At 72.5% G+C, this 24570-nt stretch carries 23 protein-coding genes; 13 read left to right on the forward strand and 10 right to left on the reverse strand.

What is annotated here, in order from left to right; translation table 11 throughout:
• Positions 1-275 (reverse strand): peptide deformylase (locus FGF04_RS02990; protein ID WP_188113943.1); only part of this gene is annotated, 275 nt, incomplete at its 3' end.
• A 143-nt stretch (positions 276-418) separates the two neighbouring features.
• On the opposite strand from FGF04_RS02990, the gene FGF04_RS02995 reads away from it, so the two are divergent.
• The 7 genes from FGF04_RS02995 (at position 419) to FGF04_RS03025 (ending at position 8470) form a co-directional block, all read left to right on the forward strand.
• Positions 419-1657 (forward strand): MurT ligase domain-containing protein, encoded by a 1239-nt coding sequence (locus tag FGF04_RS02995; protein WP_149509627.1) that lies wholly within the window; start codon positions 419-421, stop codon positions 1655-1657.
• Between the two features lie 19 nt (positions 1658-1676).
• Positions 1677-2405 carry a type 1 glutamine amidotransferase gene (locus FGF04_RS03000; protein WP_149509628.1) on the forward strand — a complete coding sequence of 243 codons (729 nt, stop codon included), beginning with the start codon at positions 1677-1679 and terminating at the stop codon, positions 2403-2405.
• 166 nt (positions 2406-2571) lie between these two features.
• On the forward strand, positions 2572-3597 hold the full coding sequence (locus FGF04_RS03005; protein WP_149509629.1) for a 6-phosphofructokinase: 1026 nt from the start codon (positions 2572-2574) through the stop codon (positions 3595-3597).
• Positions 3598-3785: 188 nt separating this feature from the next.
• Entirely contained in the window at positions 3786-4736 is a 951-nt protein-coding gene (locus FGF04_RS03010; RefSeq protein ID WP_149509630.1) for a cytochrome c oxidase assembly protein, read from the forward strand.
• A gap of 178 nt (positions 4737-4914) precedes the next feature.
• A complete protein-coding gene (locus tag FGF04_RS03015; protein WP_235882158.1) occupies positions 4915-6303 on the forward strand; it encodes a PASTA domain-containing protein in 1389 nt (462 codons plus the stop codon).
• A 33-nt stretch (positions 6304-6336) separates the two neighbouring features.
• The gene (locus FGF04_RS03020) at positions 6337-8298 is read left to right on the forward strand and encodes a serine/threonine-protein kinase (protein ID WP_149509632.1); all 1962 of its coding nucleotides are present in this window, start codon (positions 6337-6339) and stop codon (positions 8296-8298) included.
• Between the two features lie 13 nt (positions 8299-8311).
• Positions 8312-8470, forward strand: coding sequence for a hypothetical protein (locus FGF04_RS03025; protein ID WP_107018800.1), 159 nt, complete (start codon positions 8312-8314; stop codon positions 8468-8470).
• On the opposite strand, the gene FGF04_RS03030 is transcribed toward FGF04_RS03025, so the two are convergent.
• From FGF04_RS03030 to FGF04_RS03045, 4 genes are read right to left on the reverse strand one after another with little or no spacing between them, the layout of a single operon-like run.
• Positions 8436-9671: a sensor histidine kinase gene (locus FGF04_RS03030; protein ID WP_149509633.1), complete on the reverse strand. Its 1236-nt coding sequence runs from the start codon at positions 9669-9671 to the stop codon at positions 8436-8438. The genes FGF04_RS03025 and FGF04_RS03030 overlap by 35 nt on opposite strands.
• Positions 9668-11395: a sodium/solute symporter gene (locus FGF04_RS03035; protein WP_149509634.1), complete on the reverse strand. Its 1728-nt coding sequence runs from the start codon at positions 11393-11395 to the stop codon at positions 9668-9670. Before FGF04_RS03035 ends, FGF04_RS03030 begins: the two co-directional genes overlap by 4 nt.
• Positions 11396-11399: 4 nt before the next feature.
• Positions 11400-11774, reverse strand: a complete 375-nt coding sequence (locus FGF04_RS03040; protein ID WP_149509635.1) for a hypothetical protein — start codon at positions 11772-11774, stop codon at positions 11400-11402.
• Positions 11775-11785: 11 nt separating this feature from the next.
• On the reverse strand, positions 11786-12541 hold the full coding sequence (locus FGF04_RS03045; protein ID WP_149509636.1) for a LytR/AlgR family response regulator transcription factor: 756 nt from the start codon (positions 12539-12541) through the stop codon (positions 11786-11788).
• 88 nt (positions 12542-12629) lie between these two features.
• Here FGF04_RS03045 and FGF04_RS03050 point away from each other — a divergent pair, with 88 nt between their 5' ends.
• The 3 genes from FGF04_RS03050 to rocD all read left to right on the forward strand — a co-directional run bounded on the left by FGF04_RS03050 (position 12630) and on the right by rocD (position 15337).
• Positions 12630-13118 carry an Lrp/AsnC family transcriptional regulator gene (locus FGF04_RS03050; RefSeq protein ID WP_149509637.1) on the forward strand — a complete coding sequence of 163 codons (489 nt, stop codon included), beginning with the start codon at positions 12630-12632 and terminating at the stop codon, positions 13116-13118.
• A gap of 171 nt (positions 13119-13289) precedes the next feature.
• Positions 13290-14105: a dimethylargininase gene (gene ddaH, locus FGF04_RS03055; protein WP_408055582.1), complete on the forward strand. Its 816-nt coding sequence runs from the start codon at positions 13290-13292 to the stop codon at positions 14103-14105.
• Positions 14102-15337, forward strand: a complete 1236-nt coding sequence (rocD, locus tag FGF04_RS03060) for an ornithine--oxo-acid transaminase (protein ID WP_149509639.1) — start codon at positions 14102-14104, stop codon at positions 15335-15337. Before ddaH ends, rocD begins: the two co-directional genes overlap by 4 nt.
• Before the next feature lie 110 nt (positions 15338-15447).
• Here the strand turns inward: rocD and FGF04_RS03065 are convergent, their stop codons facing one another.
• The 4 genes from FGF04_RS03065 to FGF04_RS03080 form a co-directional block, all read right to left on the reverse strand.
• Positions 15448-17718: a catalase gene (locus FGF04_RS03065; RefSeq protein WP_149509640.1), complete on the reverse strand. Its 2271-nt coding sequence runs from the start codon at positions 17716-17718 to the stop codon at positions 15448-15450.
• Between the two features lie 154 nt (positions 17719-17872).
• Positions 17873-18064, reverse strand: a complete 192-nt coding sequence (locus tag FGF04_RS03070) for a hypothetical protein (protein WP_149509641.1) — start codon at positions 18062-18064, stop codon at positions 17873-17875.
• A gap of 37 nt (positions 18065-18101) precedes the next feature.
• Positions 18102-18269 carry a hypothetical protein gene (locus FGF04_RS03075; RefSeq protein WP_188113944.1) on the reverse strand — a complete coding sequence of 56 codons (168 nt, stop codon included), beginning with the start codon at positions 18267-18269 and terminating at the stop codon, positions 18102-18104.
• A 107-nt stretch (positions 18270-18376) separates the two neighbouring features.
• Complete coding sequence (locus FGF04_RS03080) at positions 18377-19561, reverse strand: alcohol dehydrogenase catalytic domain-containing protein (protein ID WP_149509643.1); 1185 nt, start codon at positions 19559-19561, stop codon at positions 18377-18379.
• A 175-nt stretch (positions 19562-19736) separates the two neighbouring features.
• On the opposite strand from FGF04_RS03080, the gene FGF04_RS03085 reads away from it, so the two are divergent.
• From FGF04_RS03085 to FGF04_RS03095, 3 genes are all read left to right on the forward strand, one after another.
• On the forward strand, positions 19737-20858 hold the full coding sequence (locus FGF04_RS03085) for an FUSC family protein (RefSeq protein ID WP_235882159.1): 1122 nt from the start codon (positions 19737-19739) through the stop codon (positions 20856-20858).
• Positions 20859-21057: 199 nt separating this feature from the next.
• Positions 21058-21789, forward strand: coding sequence for a lysophospholipid acyltransferase family protein (locus FGF04_RS03090; RefSeq protein WP_149509644.1), 732 nt, complete (start codon positions 21058-21060; stop codon positions 21787-21789).
• A gap of 96 nt (positions 21790-21885) precedes the next feature.
• A complete protein-coding gene (locus FGF04_RS03095; protein ID WP_188113946.1) occupies positions 21886-22908 on the forward strand; it encodes an NAD-dependent epimerase/dehydratase family protein in 1023 nt (340 codons plus the stop codon).
• Positions 22909-22984: 76 nt separating this feature from the next.
• On the opposite strand, the gene FGF04_RS03100 is transcribed toward FGF04_RS03095, so the two are convergent.
• Complete coding sequence (locus tag FGF04_RS03100) at positions 22985-24562, reverse strand: alpha/beta hydrolase (protein ID WP_149509646.1); 1578 nt, start codon at positions 24560-24562, stop codon at positions 22985-22987.
• Between the last annotated feature and the right edge of the window lie 8 nt (positions 24563-24570).

Raw genomic sequence — 24570 nt, forward strand, 5'->3', positions numbered from 1 at the left:
TCGACGAGCCGCGGGTTCACCACGTGCCCCACATGCCGCCGCTCGTCGTCGTCCGGACAGTCGTATACGAACACCCGCAGCGACTTCCCGACCTGGTTCGCGGCCAGTCCGACCCCCCGCGCCGCGTACATCGTCGAGAACATGTCCTCGACCAGACGGGCCAGTTGGGGACCGAACTCCGTGATTTCTTCACACGGTGTTCGCAACACGGGGTCGCCGAGCAGGGTCAGGGGGAGAACGCGCCCTCGGGCGCCGGGGATCGAGCCGTGTCGCATGGCCGCAAGGGTACGGTCCTCACTGTCCCGGGCCCGCCGGAGTGGTGCCGCGGTTCGGGCCTGCGAGTGGATCTCGATAGGCTGAGGGCCACACGTTGCCGGGGGCAGGGCGCGGCGCCGTACGCAAGGAGGATCGAGAACTGATGGCAGGCAACTCGGACCCGCTGTCACCGCGGGCCAAGCTCGCCGTGACAGCGGGCAAGGCGGTCGCGGCGGCATCACGTGCCGCGGGCCGCGGCAGCGGATCGGTGATCGGCGGCCGGGTGGCACTCAAACTCGACCCCGACCTGCTGGCCAGGCTCGCCCAGCACCTGGACGTCATCCTGGTGTCGGCCACGAACGGCAAGACCACCACGACCCGGCTGATCGCCGAGGCGCTGCGGGCCGCGGGGCCCGTCGTCTCGAACGCGCTGGGCGCGAACATGCCCGCCGGCATCACCTCGGCGCTGGCCGGCGGCTCCGAATCGCGGTTCGCGGTGATCGAGGTCGACGAGAAGTACCTGTCCGGGGTGGCGCGGGACACCGATCCCAAGTGCATCGCCCTGCTCAACCTCTCGCGCGACCAGCTCGACCGCGCCGCCGAGACCCGCATGATGGCCGAGCACTGGCGCGAGGGCCTGGCCGGGTCCAAGGCCGTCGTGGTCGCCAACGCCGACGACCCGCTGGTCGTCTGGGCCGCGTCCTCCTCCCCGAACGTGGTGTGGGTGGCCGCGGGGCAGATGTGGAAGGACGACGCCTGGTCGTGCCCGTCCTGCGGCGGTGTGATGCAGCGCCCCGGCGAGGACTGGTTCTGCGGCGAGTGCGGTTTCCGCCGCCCGACGCCCACCTGGGCGCTCTCCGGGGACCACGTCCTCGACCCGCACGGTTCGGCCTGGCCGATCCACCTCCAGCTGCCGGGCCGCGCCAACAAGGCGAACGCCGCCTCGTCGGCCGCCGTCGCCGCCGTCTTCGGCGTACCGCCGCAGGTCGCCCTGGAACGCATGTACCAGGTGCAGGCCGTGGCCGGCCGCTACGACGTCGTGCAGTTCATGCAGCGCGACCTGCGGCTGCTGCTCGCCAAGAACCCGGCGGGCTGGCTCGAAACGTTTTCCCTGATCGACCCGCCGCCGACCCCGGTGATCCTTTCGGTGAACGCGCGCGGCGCCGACGGCACCGACACCTCCTGGCTGTGGGACGTCGACTACACCCGGCTCACCGGCCACCCGATCTTCGTGCTCGGCGACCGCAAGCTGGACCTCGCCGTGCGCCTGGAGGTCGCGAACCAGTCGTTCCAGGTGTGCGACACCCTCGACCAGGCGGTGCAGCTCGCGCCGCCCGGCCGGATCGAGGTCATCGCGAACTACACCGCTTTCCAGGACTTGAGGCGTCGTGTCGGCAACTGAACCCCGGAGGACGAAGAGAATGAGCGACAACAGCCTTCGGCTCGTGTGGATCTACCCGGACCTGCTGAGCACGTACGGCGACCAGGGCAACGCGCTGGTCGTCGAGCGCCGCGCCCGCCAGCGCGGTCTGGACGTGGCCCGCCTCGACGTGCGCAGCGACCAGCCGATCCCCACCTCCGGCGACATCTACCTCATCGGCGGCGGCGAGGACCGGCCGCAGCGGCTCGCGGCGGAGCGGCTGCGCCGCGACGGCGGCCTGGAGCGTGCGGTCGGCAACGGCGCGATCGTCTTCTCGGTGTGCGCCGGCTACCAGATCCTCGGCCACGAGTTCATCAACGACCTCGGACAGCGCGAGCCGGGCCTGGGCCTGCTCGACGTGCACTCCACGCGCGGCGAGGGCGAGCGGTGCGTCGGCGACGTGTTCGGCGACATCGACGCGCGCCTGGGCCTGCCGCCGCTGACCGGCTTCGAGAACCACCAGGGCGTCACCCACCTCGGCCCCACCGCCCGCCCCTTCGCGAACGTGCGCCTGGGCAAGGGCAACGGGACGGGCGACGGCACGGAGGGCGCGTACAACGACACGGTCTTCGGTACGTACATGCACGGGCCCGTGCTCGCCAGGAACCCGCTGATCGCCGATCTGCTGCTCAAGCTGGCGCTCGACGTCAACGCGCTGCCGCCGATCGACGACCGGTGGTACGAGGCGCTGCGCACCGAGCGCATCGCGGCCGCCCAGCAGCCCGCCTGACCCCGGGTTCCACGGCCCATCCGGCGACGTGCCCGCACAGGTGAGCGGGCACGTCCAGCAGGCGGACGCACCCTGCGGATCCGCCCCCTGCCGCCGGTAGGGTGGCGGCGTCCTGCCGGACAGCGCGGTCCGGTTCCCGGTCCACGTTGAGAAGGTATTCCGGACTATGCGTATTGGTGTCCTCACGTCCGGCGGCGACTGCCCCGGCCTGAACGCCGTCATCCGGTCCGTCGTGCACCGCGCCGTCGTCGACCACGGCGACGAGGTCATCGGTTTCCGGGACGGCTGGAAGGGCCTGCTGGAGGGCGACTGGCTCAAGCTCGACCTCGACGCGGTGAGCGGCATCCTGGCTCGCGGCGGCACGATGCTCGGCTCCTCCCGGGTCCAGCCCGCGCACCTGCGGGACGGGGTGGAGCGGGCCCGGGGCCACCTCCAGGACCTCGGACTCGACGCGATCATCCCGATCGGCGGCGAGGGCACGCTCAAGGCGGCCCGTCTGCTGTCCGACAGCGGTCTGCCGATCGTCGGGGTGCCGAAGACCATCGACAACGACATCGCCGTCACGGACGTCACCTTCGGCTTCGACACGGCCGTCGGTGTGGCCACCGAGGCCCTCGACCGGCTGAAGACCACCGCCGAGTCCCACCAGCGCGTCCTGATCGTCGAGGTCATGGGCCGCCACACCGGCTGGATCGCGCTGCACTCCGGCATGGCCGCGGGCGCCCACGCGATCGTCGTGCCGGAGCGGCCCTTCGACATCGCGGAGCTGGCCGCCAAGGTCGGCGAGCGCTTCTCGGCGGGCAAGAAGTTCGCCATCGTCGTCGCCGCGGAGGGCGCCAAGCCCCGCGAGGGCACGATGAGCTACGACGAGGGCCGCAAGGACGTCTACGGGCACGAGCGGTTCACGGGCATCGCCCGGCAGCTCTCCATCGAGCTGGAGGAGCGGCTCGGCAAGGAGGCCCGGCCGGTGATCCTCGGGCACGTGCAGCGCGGGGGGACGCCGACCGCGTACGACAGGGTGCTCGCCACGCGGTTCGGGTGGCACGCGGTGGAGGCGGTGCACCGCGGTGAGTTCGGCCACATGACCGCGCTGCGGGGGACGGACATCGTGATGGTGTCGCTCGCGGAGGCGGTGGAGACGCTGAAGACCGTTCCGGAGGAGCGGTACGCGGAAGCGGAGTGCGTGCTTTAGACACGTACCCGGCTGCGGGTGCATCGTGGCCGAGCGCGCCCACGCGGCGGAGCCGCACATCGACACGGTCCCGCGCCCCTTCGGGGCGCTCCTGACGGGACGCCCCCCGGTAGTGGCTCCGGCCGGGGGCGGTTCTAGTCTGGGTGCGGACAGACAGCGCTCAAACCGTACGAATCAGGAGCCGGCGGATGGATCACAGCGGGCACGGCACTTCCATGGATCTGCCGCCGTTCACGCTGGGGCGGGGACTGGAGTGGTCCCCGGACCCGTTCTTCCTCGTCGCCTGCCTCGTGGGGCTCGGGCTGTACGGGTGGGGTGTGCTGCGGCTGGTGCGCCGCGGTGACGCCTGGCCGGTCGGGCGGACCGCGGCGTTCGTCGTCGGTGTCCTGACCGTCATGCTGGTGCTCTGCACCGGACTGAACGACTACGGCATGGTCATGTTCAGCGTGCACATGGTGCAGCACATGGTGATCAGCATGCTGTCGCCGATCCTGATCCTGCTCGGCGCCCCGATCACCCTCGCGCTGCGCGCGCTGCCGACCGCCGGGCGCGACCGCAAGGGGCCGCGCGAGCTGCTGCTGATGTTCCTGCACAGCAGGTACATGAAGGTCGTCACGCACCCCGCCTTCACCATCCCGCTCTTCATCGCCAGCCTGTACGCGCTGTACTTCTCCCCGATCTTCGACTCCCTGATGGGGTCGCGGGCCGGGCACATCGCGATGATGTGCCACTTCCTCGCCGTCGGCCTGGTCTTCTTCTGGCCGATCATGGGCGTCGACCCCGGTCCGCACCGCCCCGGTCACCTGATGCGGATGCTGGAGCTGTTCGCCGGCATGCCGTTCCACGCGTTCTTCGGCATCGCGCTGATGATGGCGTCCGGGCCGATGGTCTCCACGTACGAGAACCCGCCCGCCTCTCTGGGCATCGACGCCCTCTCCGACCAGACCGCCGCAGGCGGTATCGCGTGGGCGTTCAGCGAGATCCCGTCCGTGCTCGTGCTGCTGGCGCTGCTCTTCCAGTGGCACCGCTCCGAGGAGCGGCAGGCACGGCGTTCGGACCGGGCGGCCGACCGGGACGGCGACAAGGAGCTGGAGGCGTACAACGCCTATCTGGCCACACTCGACGCACGCGGTCGCTGAGTCCCTTTTCCCCTCCCGGTCACTCCCCACCCTTTGACAATTCCGCTTGACCGAAAGGCTTTTCCATTCAGTAGCATGATGCGTGACGCCCTGCTTCCGTTCTGCAGGGTTCGGGGGAACCGCCGCCGGGGGGAGCGGTATGACCATTCACGCATGCTCACTCAGGACCGGAAAAGCCGTGGTCCGGAGGATTGCCGTCCTGCTGACCGCCGTACTGATCCTCAGTGGGTGCAGTGAACAGCGCCTGTTCGCGGTGAAGGCCGTCGCGGCCGGAATACCGTCACTCGCACCCTTTTTCGAGGAAGACGGCTCGCTGGGCAAGGACCGCGGGGAAGTAAAGTCCGAGCGGCCGCAGAGCGGCCTGCAACAGGGCAACACCCCAGGTCTGTACGGGGGGACGCGCAAACAGCAGGTCTGCGACGTCGAACGGCTGAAGGATTTCCTCACCGATCCCCGGAACCGGAAAAAGGCCAGGGAATGGGCGCGCGTCGTCGGCATTTCCCCTGACCGGATCGGGGAGTACCTGGACGGCCTCACACCGGTCCTGCTGCGTCACGACACCCTCGTGAAGAACCACGACTACAAGAAGGGCAGGGCCGTCCCCTACGACTCGCTGCTGGAGGCGGGTGTCGCGGMATTGGTGGACGACCAGGGACTTCCCGCCGTGAAGTGCTCCTGCGGAAATCCACTGAAGAGCTTCGACAAGGATCCGCAGAAGATCTCGGTCGAGTTCGAGGACGGCAACGACCGGTGGGACGGCTACGACAAGTCCGGCGTGGTGACCGTACGGCCCTCGCCGCGGCCGCTGAAGCAGATCGCGCTCCTGGACGTGGACGACCCCGGCACCGGCATCAGCCGTCCGGTCGGCAGCACGGGCGACGCCGACGCCACGTTCGACACGACGGAGGAACAGGCCGTGCCGACCGTGGTGGGCAGGACCTTCGCCGAGGCGAGCATGGAGCTGTCCGCGCGCGGGCTGGCGGTGGCGTACCCGGAGGAGCTCCCGCCGGCCGACGCCGTGGTGACGTCCTCCGATCCCGAGGCGGGGACACCGCTGGAGTTCGGGGCGACGGTGGCGCTGGGCACYACCGGGGACGGGGACGGCACCGGCGACGAGGACGGGGACGGGGACGGGAGTGGGGAGTCGAGTACGCCGGGTACGCCCGACGACCCGGCGTCACCCCCGGAGGAGACGCCGGGTGAGGAGTCGTCGTCCGGGACCGCGACGGACGGACCGGGCACCCCCGCGTCCCCGGACACACCGAGCATGGGCTCGTCCACCCCGGGCTCGTCCACCCCGGGCACGCCGAGCTCGTCCGCACCGGACGACCCGACGTCGGGCGGCGGCACCCCGAAGCCGCCGCCCGAGGAGCAGCCCACGGAACCCACGACGGCCGGCCCGCCGCCCTCGACCGTGTCCGGCACACCGCCCACGGCCGATCCGACGTCCGCCGGTCCCGGTCCCACCGTCACCGGATCGGCGTCCGGCGGACCGGTGTCGAGCGACCCCGCTCAGCCGACCGGACCGGGCACGGGCACCGGCACGGCGGCCCGGGCCCCGGCCTAGGCACCCACGCAGCAGAACCCCGGGAGTGACCGGATGGCATCAGGAACACCGCAGTCGGGAGTCGGCCGGGTCATCGCCGGCCGGTACCTCCTGCTGAACCGGCTGGGCAGTGGCGGCATGGGCCACGTCTGGCGCGCGTACGACCAGCGGCTGGCCTGCGAGGTCGCGCTGAAGGAGATCGTGTTCCGCGACCCGGCCGAGGCGGACCAGGACCGCTCGGCGCGGGTCGCCCGGGCCCGCGCCGAGGCCCGGCACGCCGCGGGTCTGCGCGGCCATCCGCACGTGGTGACCGTGCACGACGTCCTGGAGCACGACGGCCTGCCCTGGATCGTGATGGAGTACGTGGCCGGGGCGCTGGACCTCAGCGCCCTGGTCGCCCTGCGCGGCGCCCTGGCCCCCGCCGAGTGCGCCCGCATCGGGCTCGCCGTGCTGGACGCGCTGACCGCCGGGCACGAGCGCGGGGTCATGCACCGGGACGTGAAGCCCGCCAACATCCTGCTGGCCCCGGACCGCACGGGATCGCCGTACGCCCGGGTCCTGCTCACCGACTACGGCATCTCGGTGCAGCCCGACGGCGACGAGACGCGGTACACGCTGACCTCGGCCCTGGTGGGCACCGCGGCCTACCTGGCGCCCGAGCGGGCCCAGGGCGGGCCGCCCACCGCGGCCGCCGACCTGTTCTCGCTGGGCTGCACGCTCTACTACGCCGTCGAGGGGTACGGCCCCTTCGACCGCGAGTCGGGGCTCGCGGCGCTGACCGCCGTGGTCCTGGAGGAGCCGCGGCCCATGCTCCGCGCGGGCGCCCTGGAACCGCTCCTGTCGGCCATGCTCACCAAGGATCCGGTGCACCGGATCACGGCCGAGGAGACCGCGGCGGCGCTGTCGGCGATCCTGACGCCCCAGGCGCATCCGCGGACCCGGCTCGACCAGGGTTCGGAGCCGCCGTGGGCGGACGCCGCCACCGCCACGGCCGCCCCGCGCACGCCACCGGCTCCGCAGGTCCCGCAGGCTCCGCAGGGTTCGGGGGACGGCTCGCAGTGGTACGCGGCGGCGGCCGCCGGGCAGCAGCCGTCCTCGGCCGCCGCCCGCCGGGAGGCCCCGGCCGCCTGGCCCGCCGGCGGACCGGGCTACGGCCCTCCCCCGGCACCGCCCGGCCGCCGCCACCGCCGCAGGCGCGTCCTGCCGGCCGTGCTGGGGGCCGCGCTCGGGCTGGCCCTGGCGGGCGCCGGCACCTGGTACGCCGTCGGCAACCCGCCGGGCGGCGGCGGCAAGAGCCGGGACGCGTCGCCCTACGGCAGCGCCATCGGGCTCTCCGAGCCGCTCAAGGACGGGGACTGCGTCGCGGCCGACTGGCGGGGCGCCGCCCCCTTCACCGGCCGGCCGGGGCTCGACGTCGTGCCGGAGTGCCTCGACAACGGCACCGAGGGCCAGGTGATGGCGGTCTTCGAGGTCGCGTCGGCGCGCGAGGCCCGCTCCGAAGGGCCCGCCCGCTGCGAGCGGCGCACCGAAAGGACCCGTGAGAGCCTCGCGGCCGTGAGGTCCTACGCCGTCCTGCCGACCGAGGACGGCTTCGACGCGGCCGGCCGTCGCGTCGCCTGCCTCCTGCTGGACTCGACCGGGCACGCGCTCTTCGGCCCGCTCGGCAGCCACCGCGCACCGGGGACCGCGTTCACCGACACGGCGACCATGCAGAAGCGCGACTGTCTCGACAAGATCAGCGACAACAGCGCGAAACTGGTCTCGTGCAAGGGGCCGCATCAGCAGAAGGTCCTCGACTTCCTGCAACTGAGCCAGGACACCAGCCTGCGGGAGGCGGAGGAGCGGGCGACCGCGGCCTGTCAGGCGAACAGGCCGCCCAACGACTACGGCCACGACCCGAACACCTACGAATCGTCCTCCTGGGTGGGCAAGAGCGCCTGGAACTCCGGAACTCATTACGTCGTCTGCACCGCAATCCGGCAGGACGGGGGCACCATGGAGGGAGGCGAGCCATGAGGAGGGTGCCGCGATGCCCGGTTCCACGAAGACCATGGGAGTGCTCACCGTAGGCGGTCTGGTGATGGTCACCGCCTACACGGTGGCCCTCGGCAGCAGCGGCTGGCTGTGGTTCGGCTGGGTGGTGCTCGGCCTCATCACCCTGGCGATGGTGGCGTCGCGTCCCACCTGACACGTCCCGCGGAGTGCACGCCCGGCTGGTACTTCGGCAGCCGGGCGGTGATCTTCATCCCCGCGCCCGGCGCGGTCTCGATGACGAGTCCGTAGTCGTCGCCGTACKCCTGCCGCAGGCGGTCGTCGACGTTCGACAGGCCGATGCCGTCCGAGGGGTCGGCCTCCCCCGCCAGGATGCGGCGCAGCCGGCCCGGGTCCATGCCGGGGCCGTCGTCCTCGATGACGACGAGCGCCTCGGCGCCGGCGTCCTGCGCGGTGATGCCGATGCGGCGCTTGTCGATCTTGCTCGAACCGCCTTCCAGGCCGTGCTTGACGGCGTTCTCGACCAGCGGCTGGAGGCAGAGGAAGGGCAGGGTCACCGGCAGTACCTCGGGCGCGATCTGCAGGGTGACCGCGAGGCGGTCGCCGAAGCGGGCCCGGACCAGCGCCAGGTAGTGGTCGATGGCGTGCAGTTCGTCGGCGAGGGTGGTGAAGTCGCCGTGCCTGCGGAACGAGTAGCGGGTGAAGTCGGCGAACTCCAGGAGGAGTTCGCGGGCCCGCTCGGGGTCGGTGCGCACGAACGAGGCGATCACCGCGAGCGAGTTGAAGATGAAGTGCGGGGAGATCTGGGCCCGCAGCGCCTTGATCTCGGCCTCGATCAGCCGGGTGCGGGACTGGTCGAGATCGGCGAGTTCCAGCTGGACGGAGACCCAGCGGGCCACCTCGCCGGTGGCCCGCACGAGGACGGCCGACTCCCGGGGCGCGCAGGCGACGAGCGCGCCGTGCACCCGGTCGTCGACGGTGAGCGGCGCGACGACGGCCCAGCGCAGCGGGCAGTAGGGCTCGTCGCAGACCAGCCGGAAGGCCTCGCCGCGGCCGGTCTCCAGCGGGCCGCCGATCCGCTCCATGATCTGGTCCCGGTGGTGCTCGCCCGCGCCCTCCCAGGCCAGCACGGTCTCCTGGTCGGTGAGGCAGAGCGCGTCGGTGCCGAGCAGGGTGCGCAGCCGCCGCGCGGACCTGCGGGCCGTCTCGCCGGTGAGCCCGGCCCGCAGCGGGGGCGCGGCGAGCGAGGCGGTGTGCAGGGTCTCGAAGGTGGCGTGCTCGACGGGGGTGCCGAGGCCGCCGGGGCTGGGTGAGCGCGCGGTGCGCCGGCCGAACCAGAAGCCGGCCGCCAGCAGGGGCAGCGCGGCCACGCAGAGCCCCGCCAGGAAACCGCTCATGCCTTGACCTCCGTGCGTACCTGTCCCCCGGCGAGTTCCTCGGGCAGGTGGAAACGGGCGAGGATCGCCGCCGTCCCGGCCGGCACCCGCCGGGGCGTGGCCAGCGACACCAGGACCATGGTGAGGAAGCCCAGCGGCACCGACCACAGCGCGGGCCAGGCGAGCAGGGCGTGCAGCGCGCCCGTCCTGGGGAGCCCGGCCATGGTGGCGGCGACCGCGAGGAGCGCCGAGCCGCCGCCGACGAGCATCCCGGCGGCGGCGCCCGGCGGGGTGAGCCGGTGCCACCAGATCCCGAGGACGAGCAGCGGGCAGAAGGAGGAGGCGGACACGGCGAAGGCGAGCCCGACGGCGTCGGCGACCGGCAGGCCGCCCACGAGCATGCTCGCCGCGAGCGGCACGATCATGGCGAGGCCCGTGCCGAGCCGGAAGTGCCGCACGCCCCGGGAGGGCAGCACGTCCTGGGTGAGCACGCCCGCCACCGCCATGGTCAGCCCCGAGGCCGTGGACAGGAACGCGGCGAAGGCCCCGCCGGCCACCAGCGCCCCGAGCAGGTCCCCGCCGAGGCCGCCGACCACCCGGTCGGGCAGCAGCAGGACGGCGGCGTCGGCGTCCCCGGTCAGGGTGAGCTCGGGGGCGTACAGGCGGCCCAGTGCCCCGTAGACGGGCGGCAGCAGGTAGAAGGCGCCGATCAGGACGAGCACGGCGACGGTGGTGCGGCGGGCGGCCACGCCGTGCGGGCTGGTGTAGAAGCGCACCACGACGTGCGGCAGTCCCATGGTGCCGAGGAAGGTGGCGAGGATCAGCCCGTACGTGGCGTACAGCGGACGTTCCTCCCGGCCCGCGGCGAGCGAGGTGGACATGCCGCCGTTGCTGCCGCGGTCGGCGACCGGCACCGGGTCGCCCTCGGTGAAGGAGAGCCGGGTGCCCTTCTCGATGCGGTGGACGCCCGCGGGCAGCCGGACGCGCCGGTCCTCGTGGCGGACGCCGTCGACCGTGCCGTCCGCGGTGACGGTGAGCGGCCGGTCGAGCCTGAGGTCGAGGCGGGCGTCGACGCGTACGACCCGCTGCTCGCGGAACGTGGCCGGTTCGTCGAAGGCGGCGCGCGGTGCGCCGTCCTCCCGCCAGGCCAGCACGAGGAAGAGCGCGGGGACGAGCAGGGCGGTGAGCTTGAGCCAGTACTGGAAGGCCTGCACGAAGGTGATGCTGCGCATGCCGCCCGCGGCGACGGTCGCCACCACGACGACCGCGACGATGACGCCGCCGAGGGACTTGGAGGCCCCGGTGAGCACGTTCAGGGTCAGGCCCGCGCCCTGCAGCTGCGGCAGCAGGTACAGCCAGCCGACGCCGACGACGAAGGCTCCGGCCAGCCGCCGCATGCCCTGGGAGGCGAGCCGTGCCTCGGCGAAGTCGGGCAGGGTGTACGCGCCGGAGCGGCGCAGCGGGGCCGCGACGAAGATCAGCAGGACGAGGTAGCCGGCGGTGTAGCCGACCGGGTACCAGAGCATGTCGGGGCCCTGGACGAGGACGAGTCCTGCGATGCCGAGGAAGGAGGCGGCGGAGAGGTACTCGCCGCTGATGGCGGCCGCGTTCAGGCGGGGGCCGACCGTGCGCGAGGCCACGTAGAAGTCCGAGGTGGTGCGCGAGATGCGCAGGCCGAAGGCCCCGACGAAGACGGTTGCGACGACGACGAGCGCGACCGCCGGGACGGCGTAGTTCTCGTTCACGGGCTCAGCGGTCCTCCACGAGGCGGACGAAGTCCTTCTCGTTGCGGTCGGCGCGGCGTACGTACCAGCGGGCGAGCAGCACCAGCGGCGGGTAGACGCAGAAGCCGAGGACGGTCCACTCGACGCCCGCGCTGTCGCGCATCGCGGTGAAGACCAGCGGCAGCGGGCCCACCAGCAGGACGAGCACGGCGAAGACGGTGAGCGCGGCCCGCAGCTGGCTGCGCATCAGGGATCGGACGTAGGTGTGCCCGAGGGTGGTCTGCTCGTCGATCTCGGTGCGCGGCCGGTAGCGGCTCAGCGGGCGCGTGCGGCGCGGCGGCCCGGTGACGACGACGCGCCGGTCGGCGGCGGTACGGCGGTCGGCGGGGTCGTGCGGCAACTCCGGCCTCCTCAACTCGCGGTCCGGCGCATCAGCAGGTCCCGCAGCTCTCGTGCGTGCCGGCGGCTGACCTGGAGTTCGACCGAGTCGACCAGGACGCTCACGGTACCGGCGTCCAGGCGCAGTTCGCTGATGTGGCCGAGGGCGACGAGGTGGCGGCGGTGGATGCGGACGAACCCGCGCGGGCGCCAGCGTTCTTCGAGGGTGGAGAGCGGGATGCGGACGAGGTGGCTGCCCTGGGCGGTGTGCAGCCGCGCGTAGTCGCCGTGCGCCTCGGCGTGGGTGATGTCCTCGACGGCGACGAACCGGGTGACCCCGCCGAGCTCGACGGATATGTGGTCGGGGTCGGGTTCGTGCACGGGTATCGGCGCCGCCGCGTCCAGCTGCTCGGCGGCCCGGCGCACGGCCTCGGCCAGCCGCTCGCGGCGGACCGGCTTCAGGACGTAGTCGACGGCCTTGAGGTCGAAGGCCTGGACGGCGAACCCCTCGTGGGCGGTGACGAAGACGACGAGCGGCGGCTTGGCGAACCCGGCGAGCAGCCGTGCCATGTCGAGTCCGTCGAGGCCGGGCATGTGGATGTCGAGGAAGACGACGTCGATGCCCTCGTCGCCGCCGGGACCGCTCTCCAGCGCGCGGTTGATCCGGCGCAGCGCCGCCGTGGCGTCGCTCGCGCCCTCGACGCTGCTCACCCGCGGATCGGCGTCCAGCAGGTAGAGCAGCTCTTCGAGGGAGGGCGGTTCGTCGTCGACGGCGAGGGCGCGCAGCATGACCCCGGAGTCTAGGAGCAATCCGTACGTCTGCACATGCGGCGGACAGGGTCGCCGCGGCGGGATCGCCGCTGGATACAGTGCCCGCATGCGATCCACGCCCGCTCCCTTCGACGATCTCGACCGCAAGATCGTGACGGCCCTGGTGGCGAACGCCCGTACGAGCTTCGCCGAGATCGGGGCGGCGATCGGGCTGTCCGCCACCGCGGTCAAGCGCCGGGCCGACCGGCTGCGCGAGACGGGTGTGATCACCGGGTTCACGGCGACGGTGCGACCGGCCGCGCTGGGCTGGCGCACGGAGGCGTACGTGGAGGTGTACTGCGAGGGCGCGGCGCCCCCGCGGCGGCTCGCGGAGGTGGTGCGCAACCATCCGGAGATCACGGCCGCGATGACGGTGACCGGCGGCGCGGACGCGCTGCTGCACGTGCGGGCGCGGGACGTGGAGCACTTCGAGGAGGTGCTGGAGCGGATCCGGGTGGAGCCGTTCATCCGCAAGACGGTCAGCTTCATGGTGTTGTCGCACCTGCTGCCGGAGAGCCCGGAGGCGGGGGCGAACCAGGCGGCCCCGGAGGAGTAGGTTTCACTCTTTCGGAGCAGATCACGCAGCGAACGTGCGCCGGGGTGCCGGAACACGCAGCGTTCCTGCGGTGATGCGCATCTCTTGATTCTTGTCGCGCCGCTCCCCCGCTTCCTACCGTGGAGACATCCCACCCGACACGCAGGAAAGCGGAGGAAAACCTCTGTGCCCATGAGCCGTGTGCCGCGCCCCAGACGATTCCTGGTCTGCGAACCCAGACACTTCGCCGTGCAGTACGCCATCAACCCCTGGATGCACGAGGACGTACAGGTCGACGTCGATCTGGCCCGCGGCCAGTGGGCGGAGCTGGTCCGCGCCTACCGCGCCCACGGCCACACCGTCGACAGCGTGGAGCCGGTCGCCGGCCTGCCGGACATGGTCTTCGCCGCGAACTCGGCGCTGGTCGTGGCCGGGCGGGTGTTCGGCTCGCTCTTCCACGCCCCGCAGCGCCGCCCGGAGTCGACCGCGTACGAGACGTGGTTCAAGAGCGCGGGCTTCGACGTCCACCACCCCGAGTCGGTGTGCGAGGGCGAGGGCGACCTGGTGTTCGCCGGCCGCCACCTGCTGGCCGGCACCGGATTCCGTACGGCACGGGCCGCCCACCACGAGGCGCAGGAGTACTTCGGCGTCCCCACGGTCAGCCTCACACTGGTGGACCCTCGCTTCTATCACCTCGACACCGCGCTGTTCGTGCTCGACGACGGCCCCGAGGCGAACATCGCGTACTACCCGGAGGCGTTCTCCGCGGGCAGCCGCGAGGTGCTGCGCCTGCTCTTCCCGGACGCGGTGGTCGCCACCCGCGAGGACGCGATGGTGTTCGGTCTCAACTCCGTCTCGGACGGCCGCCACGTCTTCATCGCGCCGCGCGCCGAGGCCCTCGCGGGGGAACTCGAACGCCACGGCTACGTCCCCGTCCCCGTCGACCTGTCGGAGTTCCAGAAGGCCGGCGGGGGCATCAAGTGCTGCACCCAGGAGATCCGCCCATGACCGTCGCGACCGGCCGTTCCCTGCGCTCGTCCGCCGAGCTGATCCGCGCCGAGGAGCCCGTCCTCGCGCACAACTACCACCCGCTGCCCGTGGTGGTCTCCCGCGCCGAGGGCGCCTGGGTCCAGGACGTCGAGGGCCGCCGCTACCTCGACATGCTGGCCGGTTACTCGGCGCTCAACTTCGGGCACCGCCACCCGGCCCTGGTCGCGGCCGCGCACCGCCAGCTCGACGAGCTGACGCTGACCTCGCGGGCCTTCCACAACGACCGGCTGGCCCACTTCGCCGAGTCGCTGGCCGCGCTGACCGGCCTGGACATGGTACTGCCGATGAACACCGGCGCCGAGGCGGTGGAGAGCGGCATCAAGGTGGCCCGCAAGTGGGCGTACGACGTGAAGGGCGTCGCGCCGGACCGGGCGACGATCGTGGTGGCCGCGGACAACTTCCACGGTCGGACGACGACGATCGTGAGCTTCTCCACCGACGAGACGGCCCGGGCGGGGTTCGGCCCCTTCACCCCCGGGTTCCGCGTGGTCCCGTACAACGACCTCGCGGCGCTCGAAGCGGCGGTCGACGAGACGACGGCGGCCGTGCTGATCGAGCCGATCCAGGGCGAGGCGGGGGTGGTGATCCCCGACGACGGCTACCTGCGGGGCGTGCGCGAGCTGACCCGGCGGGCCGGCTGCCTGTTCATGGCCGACGAGATCCAGTCGGGACTCGGGCGCACGGGCCGCACGCTGGCCGTGGAGCACGAGGGGGTCGTGCCGGACGTGCTGCTGCTCGGCAAGGCGCTCGGCGGCGGCATCGTGCCGGTCTCCGCGGTGGTCGCGCGGCGCGAGGTGCTGGGGGTGCTGGGGCCGGGCGAGCACGGTTCGACGTTCGGCGGCAACCCGCTGGCCGCGGCGGTCGGGTCGGCGGTGGTGGAACTGCTGGCGACCGGCGAGTTCCAGCGCCGGGCCGAGGAGTCGGGCGTCCTGCTGCGGGAGGGCCTGACGGCGCTGCTCGGCAAGGGCGTACGGGGCTTCCGGGCCCGCGGTCTGTGGGCGGGCGTCGACATCGACCCCGCGATCGGCACGGGCCGCGCGATCAGCGAGTCCCTGATGCGCGAGGGCGTCCTGGTCAAGGACACCCACGGCTCCACCATCCGCCTGGCCCCACCCCTGACGATCACGGAGGAGGACCTCCGCACGGCCCTGGCCGCCCTGGAGAAGGTGTTGCGGGAAGGTCCCCGATAGGAGGGCCCCGTTAGGGGCGCGGGGAACTGCGCGCCCAGCCCCCACCGGCCCGAGCCCGACGACGCACAGACGTCTCCGGACCCGGGCCGGTCGGCAGGCGGGCCGGCAGGCTACAGCGCCGTGCCGAACCGCTCCCACACCCGGTGCGCCCCCAGCAACGCAGTGACCCGCTCCAGCGCACCCGGCCCGCTGTCCGCCGTCACGACACCGGCGGCCCCCGCCGGGATCCCGGCGGCCGACAGCACCGCGTCGGCCCCGGCCCAGCCGCCGACGGCCTTGCCGTGCCGGAACGCCTCGGTCAGCAGCAGCGTGACCCGCGGGTCGGCGACCACGTCGAGCCCCGCGTCCCCGGCCTTGGAGTCCCTGGCCCCGAGCGCGTCCTTGCCGGGCCCGGGCACGCCCGCCACCAGGACGGCGTCGAACTCCACCGACCGGGCGGTCGCGAAGGTGCGCTGCGCCTGCAGCGGCTCGGCCCCGGCGTCGAGCACCCCGCCGGTGGGCGCGATCACGAGCGGGACCATCCCGGCGTCCAGGACCGCCTCCCGCACGGCGCGGACCCCGTCGAGGTCGCCCTGCGCGTCGGTGACGATGCCGATGATCCGCCCGTCCAGCGGCCAGGTGGCCCCGACCTGGGAGAGGGCCGGGCTGGGCGCGGGCTCCGCGAGCGGCACGGTCGCCTGCGGCGCGGGCAGCCCGAGCCCGGCGGCCACCTGCTCGCACAGCTCGGTGTCGATGTTGGCGAGGACCTGCAGCGCCCGCTCCTTGATCGGCTGCTCGTAGCACTTGTTCAGCTCGAAGGTGTACGCGTTCACGATGTGCTCGCGCTCCACCGGCGTCATGCTGAGCCAGAACAGCCGGGGCTGGCTGAAGTGGTCGGAGTAGGACGCGGGCGCCTCGCGGACCTTGCGGCCCTGCGTGACCTCGACCGGCGTCTCGATGAACGCGCCGGTGTCCGCCCCCGCCAGGAACGGGCAGCCGCCGTCGAGCGAGTTGGGCTTGTAGGGCGCCGTGCCGGTGTGCACGGCCGTCTGGTGCATGCCGTCCCGCAGCATGTCGTTGACCGGGGCGTGCGGGCGGTTGATCGGCAGCTGCGCGAAGTTCGGCCCGCCCAGCCGGCTGATCTGCGTGTCCAGGTAGGAGAAGAGCCGGCCGGCCAGCAGCGGGTCGTCGGTGACGTCGATGCCGGGGACCAGGTGGCCGACGTGGAAGGCGACCTGCTCGGTCTCGGCGAAGAAGTTGGTGGGGTTGGCGTTCAGCGTGAGCAGGCCGATCGGCTGGACGGGGGCCAGCTCCTCCGGGACGATCTTCGTCGAGTCCAGCAGGTCGATGCCCTCGAAGGTCTGCTCGGGGTTGTCCGGGAAGACCTGGACGCCGAGCTCCCACTGCGGGTACGCGCCGGCCTCGATGGCGTCGTACAGGTCCCGGCGGTGGAAGTCGGGGTCGACGCCGGCGGTGATCTGCGCCTCCTCCCACGTCTGGGAGTGCACGCCGAGCTTGGGCTTCCAGTGGAACTTCACCAGCGTGGTGCCGCCCTCGGCGTCCACCAGCCGGAAGGTGTGGACGCCGAAGCCCTCCATCGTCCGGTAGGAGCGCGGGATGCCCCGGTCGGACATGTTCCACAGCGTGTGGTGGGTGGCCTCGGTGTGCAGGGTGACGAAGTCCCAGAAGGTGTCGTGGGCGCTCTGCGCCTGCGGGATCTCGCGGTCGGGGTGCGGCTTCCCGGCGTGGATGACGTCCGGGAACTTGATGGCGTCCTGGATGAAGAAGACCGGGATGTTGTTGCCGACCAGGTCGAAGGTGCCCTCGCTGGTGTAGAACTTCGTCGCGAAGCCCCGGGTGTCGCGGACCGTGTCCGCCGAGCCGCGTGAGCCGAGGACCGTGGAGAACCGCACGAACACCGGGGTCTCGACGCCCTCGGCGAGGAAGGCGGCCTTGGTGATCCGCGCGGCGGTGCCGTAGCCCTGGAAGACGCCGTGCGCGGCGGCGCCGCGGGCGTGCACGACCCGCTCCGGGATGCGCTCGTGGTCGAAGTGGGTGATCTTCTCCCGCAGGTGGTGGTCCTGCAGGAGGACGGGCCCGCGGGCGCCGGCCTTCAGGGAGTGGTCCGTGTCGGGGAGCCGGGCGCCCTGGGCCGTGGTCAGGTAGGCGTCTCCCTGGGCCCGCAGGTACCGGTCCGCGCCCGTCGGCCGCCCGGTGGGGCTGACGTACTCGGGCGCACCCTGGTCGGGCTTGGGCGGCAGCGGCTCCTGGGGCGTGGTCGGCTCTTCCACCGGAGGGGTCTTCACTCCGGGCTTGCCGGGCACGCCGTCCGCCGGGCCGTCCCCGTGCAGCGCTTCGGCGGCCTTCGCCGCCACGGCCTTGAGCGGGTTCTTCTCGGTCATCGCGTCTCCAAGCGTCGGGGGGACCGGCTGAGTACCCCTGACACCTGGCACAAACCATTGCTCACCAGCAGTTTTCAGCTATTTTCCGCCATCCGGCGCAGCCGGACACGAGGAGGCCGCGGATCCGGGTCCCACCGGATCCGCGGCCGGTCCGTCAGGGGTGTTCCGGCTGCTGGTCGGGCGGGGTTCCGCCGCCCTCGCCGCCACCCTTGTTCCCCTTGTCCGTCCCGTGGGCCTGCGTGCCGCCCGGGCCGCCGGCCTGGCGGGCCTTGAGCTCCGCGCTGTCCTGGGGCGTGGCCCCGCCCTTGTCGCTGCGCCGCTGCTCGGGCTGCTGCGGATTGGACATGTTCGAGCACCTCCGTCGGTCGTCGGTCGTCGGTCCGTCAGGCCTGGTCGTCGTCCTGCTCCCCGGCGTCGTCCCGGTCCCCCTCGGCCTGGGAGGGCGTGGTCTGCCGCACCGGTCGCTGTCCGTCGCGCTCGTCCTCGGACGAGCTCGCGGCGTCGTCGCCCCGGTCCCCCTCGGCCTGGGACGGGGTGGGTTCCTGTGTCATCGCTGCTCCTCCCGTCGCTGTCGCGGCGGTCGTCGTCGTACCGGTCGTGGTGCCGGTCGTGTCGGTCATTGCGCTGGTCGTCGCACTGGTCGTCGTGGCGGGGTGCGTCACGGCTTCAGGAGGGTCTTGACCATTCCGTCCTCCTTGGCCTGGAACATCGCGTACGCCTTCGGCGCGTCCTCCAGCGGCATGGAGTGCGTCTTGAACGTGTCCACGCCCAGCGGGTCCTCGTCCGTGAGCAGCGGCAGGATGTCGTCCACCCAGCGCCACACGTTGGCCTGGCCCATGCGCATCTGGATCTGCTTGTCGAACATCGTCAGGAGCGGCATCGGGCTGAGCGCTCCGCCGTAGACGCCCGAGACGGAGAGCGTGCCGCCGCGGCGGACGAGCTCGATACCGGTGTACAGGGCCGCCAGCCGGTCGATCCCCGCCTTCTCCATCATCGGCTGCGCCACCGCGTCGGGCAGCAGACTCGTGACCCACTGGGCCGCCTTGGCGAACGGCGCGCCGTGCGCCTCCATGCCGACGGCGTCGATGACCGCGTCGGTGCCGCGCCCGTCGGTGAGGTCCCGGACGGCGGCCAGCAGGTCCTTGCCGTCCATCCGGGCGTCGAAGCACGTCACCCCGTGGGCGCTGGCCCGGGTGAGGCGCTCCTTGACGAGGTCCACCCCGATGACCAGGCCGGCGCCCCGGTGCCGGGCGATGCGGGTGGCCATGTCCCCGATGGGGCCGAGGCCCAGCACGGTGACGCTGCCGCCCGGCGGGATCGCCGCGTACTCCACGGCCTGCCACGCGGTGGGCAGGACGTCGGAGAGGTAGACGTAGCGGTCGTCGGCCGGGCCCTCGGGCACCTTGATGGGCAGCCGGTTGCCGAACGGCACCCGCAGGAACTCCGCCTGCCCGCCCGGCACCTGCCCGTACAGCTTGGTGTACCCGAAGAGGCTGGCGCCGCTGTCGTACTCGCGGACCTGGGTCGTCTCGCACTGCGAATGCAGCCCCTGGTTGCACATGTGGCAGTCGCGGCAGGAGACGTTGAAGGGGATGACCACCCGGTCGCCGGGGGCCAGTGCGGTGACCTCGGGGCCCACCTCCTCCACGATGCCCATCGGCTCGTGGCCGAGGATGTCGCCCGGGTCGATGAAGGGGCCGAAGAGTTCGTACAGGTGGAGGTCGGACCCGCACAGACCGGTCGTCGTGATCCTGACGACGATGTCGTCGGGCTTCTCGATCCGCGGGTCGGGCACGGTCTCCACGCGGACATCACGCCTTCCCTGCCAGGTCAGTGCGCGCATGGTGGGAATCCTCCAGCCGATCGTGTTCCACTTCCGTCGCCCGAGTCCCCTTCCTGCGCCTTCCGACACCCTGCGCACGGGGAAAGCATCCGTTCCGGTCACCGGGCGCCGGGTACCCGGCGCCCGCAGGCGCCGACGAGGGCGCCCGCGAGGACCGATCGGAAGGAAGCAGCACGTGTGGCACGCCCTCACCCATGAGGCCGCCGCCGTCGGGCGTGCGGTGCGCAGGTGCGTCATGGAGGCCGGGCCCGAGCGCGAGACGGCGGTCCAGTCCCTGAAGGCGGCCGGCGCCGCACTGCTGGCCTGGGCGATCGCCGGCTGGTGGTGGCACGCGCCGATGGCGCTGCTGGCGCCGTGGACCGCGCTGTTCCTGGTGCAGGGCACCGTCTACCGCTCGCTCCTGTCCGCCCTGCAGCAGGTCGTGGTGGTGTGCTGCGGCACCCTGCTCGCGGCCGGCGCCCTCGGGCTGACCCACCACACGATGGCCGCGATGGCGCTGGCCCTGCCCGCCGCCGTGCTGCTCGGGAACTACGCGCGGCTCGGCGGCCAGGGCCTGTACGCGCCGACGGCCGCGCTGTTCGTCCTCGCCTACGGCTCGTCCAGCGGCCCCGACATCCTGCACCGGCTGCTGGAGACCCTGCTCGGCGCGGCCATCGGGATCGCCGTGAACGCCGCCGTCCTGCCGCCGGTCCACTCCCGGGGCGTCCACCGGCTGCGCGAGAAGCTGCCGCGGGACTGCGCCGACCTGCTGCACACCGTCGCCGACGGCATCGAGGAACCGTACGACCAGGAGCGGGCCCACGGCTGGTACGACCGCGCGGTGCGGCTGGCGGACGTGGTGACGGAGCTGCGGACCGCGCGCCGGTCGTCGCACGAGAGCTACCGGTTCAACCCGGGACACCGGCTGCGCCGTTCGGCGGTCCCGCCGCCGCCCGAGGACTGGGACTTCACCTGGGACCGGATCACCGAGCACATCAGGGCGATCACGCGCTCGCTGTCGGAGGCCGGCTGGCTCGCTGACTCCGTACCGGACGTCCTGGCTCCGCAGCTGCGGGCGGCCGGTGACGTCCTGGCCTCGCGGCAGGACGCGGTCGAGGAGCGCCGCCGTGCGCTGGACACCGCGGAGGCGGCGCACCACCGGCTGGCCTCGGCACTCGCCGACAGCGGGAACGAGGCCACGCCCGCGCTGGGCGCCATGACGGCGGACACGCGGCGGCTGCTGGACGACCTGGCCGGGGTGGTCGACGCGTGGAACGGCGACGCCGTGGCGCGGGAACGGGCCGCGCGCCACGGCTGAGGGCGGGCCGCGGGTCGTCGGGAACGAGCCAACCGGCGCGGCGGCGGGTGGTGCCGCACGGCGGCGCCGGGCCAGCATGAGTCCCGTCGCAGGCGGTTGCACGGGACGGTGCCTCACATACACTGGCGTCCCGCAGCACACCTATTGACCAGCTAGAACGCGGCGTTTGAGCCGATCCGGCGAAGCGAGGAGCGACCCGTTGTTCTATTACGTCCTCAAGTACGTGATTTTGGGGCCGCTGTTGCGGCTGACCTTCCGGCCCCGCATCGAGGGCCTGGAGCACGTACCGGCGACGGGTGCGGCCATCGTCGCGGGCAACCACCTGTCGTTCTCGGACCACTTCCTGATGCCGGCGATCCTCAAGCGGCGCATCACGTTCCTCGCCAAGGCCGAGTACTTCACCGGGCCCGGGATCAAGGGCAGACTGACGGCGGCCTTCTTCCACGCCGTCGGGCAGATCCCGGTGGACCGCTCCGGCAAGGAGGCGGGCCAGGCGGCGATCCGCGAGGGCCTCGGCGTGCTGGGCAAGGACGAGCTGCTGGGCATCTACCCGGAGGGCACCCGCTCGCACGACGGGCGCCTCTACAAGGGCAAGGTCGGTGTCGCGGTGATGGCGCTCCGGGCCGGGGTGCCCGTCGTCCCGTGCGCGATGATCGGCACCTTCGAGGCGCAGCCGCCCGGCCGCAAGATCCCGAAGATCCACCCCGTGGCGATCCGCTTCGGCAAGCCCCTCGACTTCTCCCGCTACGCCGGCATGGAGGGCGAGAAGGCGATCCTGCGCGCCATCACCGACGAGATCATGTACGCGATCCTCAGCCTCTCCGAGCAGGAGTACGTGGACCGGTACGCGTCGGACGTGAAGGCCGAGGAGGCCGCCGAGAAGGCGGCGCAGGCGAGGTCCCGCAAGTTCCCGCGTCTGCCGCAGCGCTGACGGCCGCCCCGGCTCCCCCGGCGGGCCGCTCTGCCCGCAGCTAATCGGCTGGGTTACGGCCCGCGGACGTCCTACGGTCGCTCCATGGGACGAGCTGTGGTGATCGGGGCGACGGGGCAGATCGGGCGGGTGGCCGTGGACGTGCTGGCCCGGGACGGCTGGGAGGTGACCGCCCTCTCGCGGGGCGGCGGACGGGACGGGGACTGGCCCGGGGAGGTGCGCACCGCGCGGGTGGACCGCGCGGACGACGCCGCCCTGGCCGCCGCGGTCGGCGACGGCTGCGACGTCCTGGTGGACGTGGTGGCGTTCGGGCCGGAGCACGCACGGCAGTTGACCGCACTGGCCGGCCGGGTCGGCTCGGCCGTGGTGCTCTCCACCGTGTCGGTGTACGAGGACGACGAGGGCCGCACCTTCGATACGCAGGAGGAGCCGGACGGCTTCCCCGCCTATCCGGTGCCGCTGGCGGAGGATCAGCGCACGATCGCGCCCGGGGACACCTCGTACAGCACCCGCAAGGCGGCGCTGGAGCGCGAACTGCTCGCCGCCTCGGACGCGTTGCCGACCACGCTGCTGCGGGCCGGCGCCGTCCACGGGCCGCACTGCCGCACCCCCCGCGAGCTGTACTTCGTCAAGCGCAACCTGGACGGCCGCGGGCGGCGCGTCCTGGCGTACGGCGGGGAGAGCCGTTTCCATCCGGCGGGMGTCCACAACATCGCGGAGCTGGTCCGGCTGGCCGCCGCCCGGCCGGGCACCCGCGTGCTCAACGCGGTGGACCCGGACGCGCCCACGGTCGCGGAGATCGCGGCGGCCGTCGACGCCGTGATGGGGGCCGGCAACGAGACCGTCCTGGTGGACGGGCCGCCTCCCGCGCCGGGCGTGGGCGACACCCCGTGGTCGGTGCCGCACCCGGTGGTCTGCGACATGACGGCGGCCGGGCGGGAGCTGGGGTACCGGGCGGTGACGCGGTACGCCGACCGGCTGCCGGAGACGGTCGCCTGGATCGAGCGCCGGCTGGCCGAGGGGGACTGGCGTGCGGCCTACCCCAAGATGGTCGCGTCCTACGGCGACCTGTTCGACTACGCGGCCGAGGACGCCTGGCTCGCGGGGCGGCGGGCCTGAGGACCGGGGCACGGCGGAGGGGACGGCCGTGGAACGGCCGTCCCCTCGTCGGTCGTCGCCGTGGCGGCGGCTGCTGCTACGGCTTGGGCGTGGCGTGCGGCGTGCACGTCACGTCGGCCGGGCCGACCTTGCCGGTGAGCAGGTAGGTGTCCACCTTCTCGTTGATGCACGGGTTGACCAGCCCGGTCACGCCGTGCGAACCGGCGTCCTTCTCGGTGATCAGGCGGGAGCCCTTGAACCGCTTGTGCAGTTCGACGGCGCCCTCGTACGGCGTCGCCGCGTCCCGCGTGGACTGCACGATCAGGACGGGCGGCAGGCCCTTGCCGGTCTTCACGTGCACCGGGGTCTGCTGCTTGGCGGGCCAGGTCGCGCACGGCAGGTTCAGCCAGGCGTTGGCCCACGTCATGAACGGGTAGTCCTTGTGCAGCCTCGTGTTGTCGCGGTCCCKCTTCTTCCAGCTGGTGGGCCACTTGGCGTCGGTGCACTCGACGGCCGTGTAGACGGCGTTGCCGTTCTCCGAGGAGATGTTGCCCGCGGTGTCGGACAGGTCCGGGGCCGCCGCGTCGACGAGCGCCTGGGTGTCACCGGCGACGTACTTGCTGAAGACGGTCGCGACCGGCACCCACGACGAGTCGTAGTACGGGGCGCTCTGGAAGAAGCCGATGAGCTCGGCCGGCCCGACCAGGCCGCCGATGGGGTTCTTCTTGGCGGTGGCGCGCAGCTTCAGCCACTGGGCCTGGACCTTCGCGCGGGTGTCGCCGAGGTGGAAGGACGCGTCGTTCTCGGCGACCCAGTCCTGCCAGTCCTTCCAGCGCATCTCGAAGGCGACGTCCTGGTCGAGGTTGGCCTCGTACCAGATCTTCTCGCGCGAGGGGTTGACGACGCTGTCCGCGATCATGCGGCGCACGTGGTCCGGGTAGAGCGTGCCGTAGACGGCGGCGATGTACGTGCCGTACGAGACGCCGAGGAAGTTGAGCTTCTTCTCGCCGAGCGCGGCCCGGATGACGTCCAGGTCGCGGACGGTGTTCGGGGTCGTCATGTGCGGCAGCATCGCGCCGCTGCGCTCGGCGCAGCCGTCCGCGTACTCGGCGGCGAGCTTGCGCTGGGCGCGCTTGTCGGCCTCGGAGTCCGGTACCGGGTCCGCCTTGGGCGCCTTGACGAACTCCTGCGGGTCGATGCAGGAGATGGGCGCCGAGTGGCCGACGCCGCGGGGGTCGAAGCCCACGAAGTCGTACGCCTTGGAGGTGTTCACCCACAGCGGGTTCTTGTTGGTGACCCGGGTCGGGAAGCGCATGCCGGAGCCGCCGGGGCCGCCGGGGTTGTAGACGAGGGCGCCCTGGCGCTCCGCCTTCGTGCCGGTGTTGCCGATGCGGTCCACGGCGAGCTTGATCTTCTTGCCGTCGGGCTTCGCGTAGTCGAGCGGCACCGTGACCCAGCCGCACTGGATGGGCTTGGCGAGCCCCCAGTCGGCCGGACAGTCCTGCCAGTCGATGCCGGCCTTGGCCGCGCGGGCGGCGGCGATCTCGGCGCCGCGCGTCTGGCTGTCCTTGCCGTGGCGGGCTTCCGCGCTGGCCGTCGGGGCCGCGACGGCGCCGGCTATCAGGGTCGCCGTGACGAGCGCTCCGGCCGAACCGAGCGCCGTCACCCTTCTCATGCCTCTCA

Source organism: Streptomyces apricus (genome assembly GCF_008369065.1).
GTDB lineage: Bacteria > Actinomycetota > Actinomycetes > Streptomycetales > Streptomycetaceae > Streptomyces > Streptomyces apricus.

Excerpts from the sequence above, each read along its gene's own strand:
- FGF04_RS02995 (WP_149509627.1), top strand. The coding sequence starts at position 419 with ATGGCAGGCAACTCGGACCCGCTGTCACCGCGGGCCAAGCTCGCCGTG.
- FGF04_RS03000 (WP_149509628.1), top strand. The coding sequence starts at position 1,677 with ATGAGCGACAACAGCCTTCGGCTCGTGTGGATCTACCCGGACCTGCTG.
- FGF04_RS03005 (WP_149509629.1), top strand. The coding sequence starts at position 2,572 with ATGCGTATTGGTGTCCTCACGTCCGGCGGCGACTGCCCCGGCCTGAAC.
- FGF04_RS03010 (WP_149509630.1), top strand. The coding sequence starts at position 3,786 with ATGGATCACAGCGGGCACGGCACTTCCATGGATCTGCCGCCGTTCACG.
- FGF04_RS03020 (WP_149509632.1), top strand. The coding sequence starts at position 6,337 with ATGGCATCAGGAACACCGCAGTCGGGAGTCGGCCGGGTCATCGCCGGC.
- FGF04_RS03025 (WP_107018800.1), top strand. The coding sequence starts at position 8,312 with ATGCCCGGTTCCACGAAGACCATGGGAGTGCTCACCGTAGGCGGTCTG.
- FGF04_RS03045 (WP_149509636.1), bottom strand. The coding sequence starts at position 12,541 with ATGCTGCGCGCCCTCGCCGTCGACGACGAACCGCCCTCCCTCGAAGAG.
- FGF04_RS03050 (WP_149509637.1), top strand. The coding sequence starts at position 12,630 with ATGCGATCCACGCCCGCTCCCTTCGACGATCTCGACCGCAAGATCGTG.
- ddaH (WP_408055582.1), top strand. The coding sequence starts at position 13,290 with ATGAGCCGTGTGCCGCGCCCCAGACGATTCCTGGTCTGCGAACCCAGA.
- rocD (WP_149509639.1), top strand. The coding sequence starts at position 14,102 with ATGACCGTCGCGACCGGCCGTTCCCTGCGCTCGTCCGCCGAGCTGATC.
- FGF04_RS03065 (WP_149509640.1), bottom strand. The coding sequence starts at position 17,718 with ATGACCGAGAAGAACCCGCTCAAGGCCGTGGCGGCGAAGGCCGCCGAA.
- FGF04_RS03070 (WP_149509641.1), bottom strand. The coding sequence starts at position 18,064 with ATGTCCAATCCGCAGCAGCCCGAGCAGCGGCGCAGCGACAAGGGCGGG.
- FGF04_RS03075 (WP_188113944.1), bottom strand. The coding sequence starts at position 18,269 with ATGACACAGGAACCCACCCCGTCCCAGGCCGAGGGGGACCGGGGCGAC.
- FGF04_RS03080 (WP_149509643.1), bottom strand. The coding sequence starts at position 19,561 with ATGCGCGCACTGACCTGGCAGGGAAGGCGTGATGTCCGCGTGGAGACC.